The following is a 4,738-nucleotide window of genomic DNA, read 5'->3' as shown; positions in this document are numbered from 1 at the left end:
ACCGCCGGGCCGTTGAACGGCTTGACGATCCAGCCCTTGATTCCCGCGGCCTTGCCGCGCTCCTTCATCGCGGGCGCATTTTCCGTGGTCAGCATCACGATGTTGACGGCGCTGTTGCGCAGCTCGCTGCGCACCTTTTCGGCCATCGTCAGGCCGTCCATATTGGGCATGTTGACGTCGCACACCACCAGCTTCACCGACGGATCGGCGGCCAGCTTGCTCAGGCCGTCCTTGCCATCGACGGCATAGGCCACGCTCAGGCCGCTGCGCTGGAGAAAGCCGCCGACTTCATTGCGAACGGTGCTGGAATCGTCGACCACGAGAATCTGTGCCATGAGAAATGCCTTGTTCAGAAAAATTCGAGTTCGCCCGTGACTTCCTGCTGCGCATCCGCATGCCATTCGAAGTCCATGGGGGCGCGGTTGTGCATGCACAGGCTGGCGTCGATATGCAGCCGCGCATCGATCGCGACGCGCCAGTGGGTCGCATAGGCATGCGGCAAGGCCGTCATGAACGGCCCGCTGCGGCTGTCGATGATGTGCGGCGTCGACATGCCGGTGTGCGCGAAGAAGCGCCCTATCTCGCGGTTGACCATGCCGCAGCACATGTTGCCGCGCTCCGACATCTGGTCGCGAAACGCATGCGGCCCGGCGTCGCCCCCATCGCTATCGGGGACCAGCAAACGCAGCGCTTCGCCGGCCTGCGGAAAATGCAGCGCCATCACCAGCCGGAAAGTGTGGGAAGCGATCATCAGCACCACCATCTGCGCACCGGCATCGGGCAGGGACTGCGCGACCTGGGTGACCGCGGCGCGCTCGCCCTCCGGGGTGAAAAACGTGTTCTGGAGACTGTGCACGAACATGCGGTCCAGGCTCGCGCAGGCGCTGGCCGAGATCATGCGCATTCCAACGACAGCGCCGTGGCCTCGGTGCCCTTGCGATGGCTCAGCTCCAGGCCGCGCACCGCTCCCAGGATCATGCGGCCGCCGGCCTGCATGTCCTGGAAGGTGGTGGTGGTGATCAGATCGTTTTCGTAGAGCGTGCGCCGGTAGTCCATGGACAGCGCCTCGGCGCGCGCCGACAGCGAGCGCATCTCGTTGGCGACGATGCCAAAGCCGCGCCCGGTCGCGCCCGCACGCGCCGACTCGATCGAGGCATTGAGCGCCACCATCACCATCTGGCGCACGATCAGCGAGAACTCCTCGTTCTTGGCATGCATGCCGCGGTTGTGCGCCAGCAGCACCGTCATGTCCGCATGCCAGCGCTCGAACGTCATCTCCATGCCGTACAGATCGCGTATCGCGCCGGCAACTTCATGGGAGCTGCCCTGAGACGCATCGAAGGCCTGATGGGCCTGCTGCATCACCGACTGCAAGGCCTGGGCATGCTGCGCCTCGAGCGCCGAAGAGCGCGCGCGCCACTCCATTGCAGCCGCCTGGCCCGCGGCTCGCAGCCCATCGATCTCGGCCCGCAGCGCATCGCATTCGTCCGTATTCACGCGCGCCGACTGCAGCGCTTGCAGCTGCTGCGCGCAGCCCCGCAGGCGGATTTTGAGGCGCCAGATCCACAGGGAGAACACCGCGCCCGCACAAGCCATGCCCGCGGCAAAAATTGCAACCAGGCTCATGCCGCGACCCCCGTTTCTTCTGTATGGCTGATTGCCAATGCCGCAGGCAGCGTCACCACGGTCTGGAAGGCGCGCACCGCATCGCCCTCGCGTCCCAGCAGCTGTATGGCGATGCTGCCGCCCAGCGACTGCACCAGGCTGCGCACCGCATCCATGCCCACGCCGCGCCCGGAAATGTCGCTGACCTGCTGGGCCGTCGAGAACCCGGGCAAAAAGATGTACTCGGCGACCTCGGCCGGCGACGCCTGGGCCTCGGCGTCTACCAATTGCTTCTCTATCGCCTTGGCACGCAGGGCATCCAGATCCAGGCCGCGGCCATCGTCGCTGGTGATGATGTGCAGGCCGCGCCCATCGTTGACCACCTCAATGTGAATCTGCCCGGCCGCGGGCTTGCCCTTGGCAATGCGTGCCAGCGGCTGCTCCAGGCCATGGTCGAGCGCATTGCGCAGCAGATGCATGAACATGTCCTGCAGCGCCGCGGCCGCGGCGCGGCGTATGCCCACGCCCGCATCGGCGATGGCAATGCGCGGCTCCTCCTTGTGCAGCTCCAGGGCCAGCGCGGGAATGGCTGCGAGCACGTCCTGGATCATGGCGCCCAGGCGCTGGGCGTCCAGGCGCTCGAGCGCCGAGCGCGTGTGCTGCACGGCGGCGGCAAGCATGTCGCGGCTGTCACTCTCTTTGACCTGCAGGCGGGCGAGCACGGCGTCGAGTTCGGCGCGGTCCAGGCGCAGCAGCGGACCCGACTCCAGGCCGGGCTCCATCGCAGCGCGCCCCAGCTTGTCGGTGTGGATGGACGCATACTCTTGCAGCGCCTGGCCCACCTGCTGCAGATCGCTTTGCAGCGCCTGGGCATTCCAATCCTTGTGGCCGCCGCGCAAGGCCTCGTAGTCCTGCTCCACGCGATGCACGATGTCCGTCAGCTGCTGCAGGCCATAGGTTCTGGCATTGCCCTTGATGGTGTGCATGTTGCGAAACAGCAGATCGACCGCTGACGTGACGGCCGCGCCATCCGCCGCATCGGCGCGCGCCACGGCTTGCGCGTTCTCGGCCAGATAGCGCTGGCTGCTGGCGATGAACAGCCCGAACTTCGCCGGGTCCATGGCGAGAATCTCGCCGATGATCGCCAGTTCTCGCCCCTGCGCGCTGGCGGCCAGCGCCAGCTTGCGCAGCTCGGTCACATCGCGCACGCACAGCAGCAGGCGCAGCACCGTGCCGTCTTCGGCGCTGATCGGCGCCCAGCTCAGGTCGAGCACCTTGCTGCGGCCGTCGGGGAATGCACGCTGGAGCTCGGTGGGGAACAGATGGCTGTTGAATTCGAAATTCATCGCGTCCTCGCCCAGGCAGGACGACAGCGCGGCCGCCACCTGCGCGCGCGCATCCTCGCCCAGCGGCGTGTCCTTGAACACCAGCTCCATGGCGTTGCGCCCGGCAATCTCGCGCGTCTCCAGAATGCTTTCCAGATATTCCGAGTACTCGGGGTGCACGCTGCCATCGGGCTGCACGGTCAGGATGCCCTGGGGCACATAGCGCAGCATCGCCTGGATGTCGGCCGCCTTCTGTTTGACCAGTTCGGTGCTTTCCTCGATCTTCGCCACCATGGTGTTGAAGGCCTGCATCGAACGCCCGATCTCGTCGTCGCTGGCGACATCCAGGCGGTGCGTGAAATCCTGGCTGGTGGCGATCTGCGTCATCTTCGCCTCCATCTGCGCGATCGGGTGTATCACCTGCTTGTAGAGCAGCAGGCCGATCAGGCCCAGCACCAGCGCGGCCGCGGCGCTGATGGCCATCAGCGCCGCCGTGGTGTGCGACAGCTCGGCGTTGAGGGCATTGATCGCCGCGTCCTTGCTGCGGCGCTTTTCCACCTGCACCGCATCGATCATCTGGCCTTGTTCACGCAGATACTGATCGACGGTCGCACCCATGTTGGCTTCGGCAAGCTCCGTCTGGCCCGCGAGCTTGAACTGCGCGGTATCGTTGATCGATGCGAAGTAGTTCTGCATGCTCTCCTGAGCGGCCTCGATCAGGCCGCGCTGGGCCTGGCTGTCGGCCTGGGCATGCTGGGCCGCGAGGGCCTGCGTCAAGGCTTCCTTCTTCGCATTCAGCTCTTCGAGCGCCAGGCGCACCTGGTTTTCATCGGGCGCGGCAATCATCGCCAGCGCGGCGATCTGCACGTCCTTGAGTTGCGTCATCAGTTCGACCGACGCAATGGCGCTGGGCACCACGCCCTCGGTCACCTGCCTGACCTGTTCGGAGTTGCTGCGCGCCTGGATGACCGCGAAACCGCCGATGACGGCCAGGGCGGCAAACACGAGCGTCACCAGCATGACGATGCGCTGCTTGATGTTCATTGCACATCCAATCTCTGAGAATTGATTCACCGAAATGTTGCAAATTGCAACTTTATCGGTTGAATTATTTCAAGTGGAGATTGCGACTTGATGACATTGCAGAGAGATCTTCCCGGCCAAGGCCTGCGCTGACTATGGCGGGAATGCCGCAGGGCGGCAGCCAGGGCGACGTGCGCCGCCCTGGAAGGGAAATCAGATCGGCACGCCGACCAGATCGTGGCCTTGCGTGCCCACGATGCGCGCGCGCGTGAACTCGCCGGTCTTCATGGTCTTGCTGATCTTCTCGGGCGGCAGCAGGTGCACCACGCCGTCGATCTCGGGCGCGTCGGCATAGCTGCGGCCCACGCCGCCCTTGCGGCCCAGGCCGGGGGCGGAATCGACCAGCACCTGCATGGTCGAGCCAATGCGCCGGCGCAGGCGGTTGGCCGAGACTTCCTCGGCGACTTCCATGAAGCGCGCGCGGCGGGCTTCACGCACTTCGAGCGGCAGCATGCCGGGAATGTCGTTGGCGGTCGCGCCTTCGACCGGGCTGTAGGCAAAACAACCCGCACGGTCGATTTCCGCGGCGCGGATGAAGTCGAGCAGATGCTCGAACTCTTCCTCGGTCTCACCGGGGAAACCGGCGATGAAGGTCGAGCGGATGATCAGGTCGGGGCACATTTCGCGCCAGCGCTGGATGCGCTCGAGGTTCTTCTCGCCGCTGGCCGGACGCTTCATGCGCTTGAGCACATCGGGGTGGCTGTGCTGCAGCGGCACGTCGAGGT

General features: G+C 65.5%; 5 protein-coding genes. All 5 read right to left on the bottom strand.

Annotated features, from left to right (window positions below; translation table 11 throughout):
• The coding region (locus RR928_RS24295) for a response regulator (protein ID WP_332684625.1) at window positions 1-335 on the bottom strand (335 nt) is incomplete at its 3' end.
• 14 nt (window positions 336-349) lie between these two features.
• Entirely contained in the window at window positions 350-898 is a 549-nt protein-coding gene (locus RR928_RS24290; RefSeq protein WP_332537847.1) for a hypothetical protein, read from the bottom strand.
• Window positions 895-1,626, bottom strand: a complete 732-nt coding sequence (locus RR928_RS24285) for a methyl-accepting chemotaxis protein (RefSeq protein ID WP_332537848.1) — start codon at window positions 1,624-1,626, stop codon at window positions 895-897. The genes RR928_RS24290 and RR928_RS24285 overlap by 4 nt, the downstream gene beginning before the upstream one ends.
• Window positions 1,623-3,974: an ATP-binding protein gene (locus tag RR928_RS24280; RefSeq protein ID WP_332684622.1), complete on the bottom strand. Its 2,352-nt coding sequence runs from the start codon at window positions 3,972-3,974 to the stop codon at window positions 1,623-1,625. The genes RR928_RS24285 and RR928_RS24280 overlap by 4 nt, the downstream gene beginning before the upstream one ends.
• A 192-nt stretch (window positions 3,975-4,166) precedes the next feature.
• The coding region (locus RR928_RS24275; protein WP_332684620.1) for a radical SAM protein at window positions 4,167-4,738 on the bottom strand (572 nt) is incomplete at its 5' end.

Origin of the sequence: Comamonas sp. (assembly GCF_036666375.1) — a bacterium.
GTDB lineage: Bacteria > Pseudomonadota > Gammaproteobacteria > Burkholderiales > Burkholderiaceae_C > Comamonas.
This window is presented reverse-complemented; position numbering and strand designations above follow the sequence as displayed.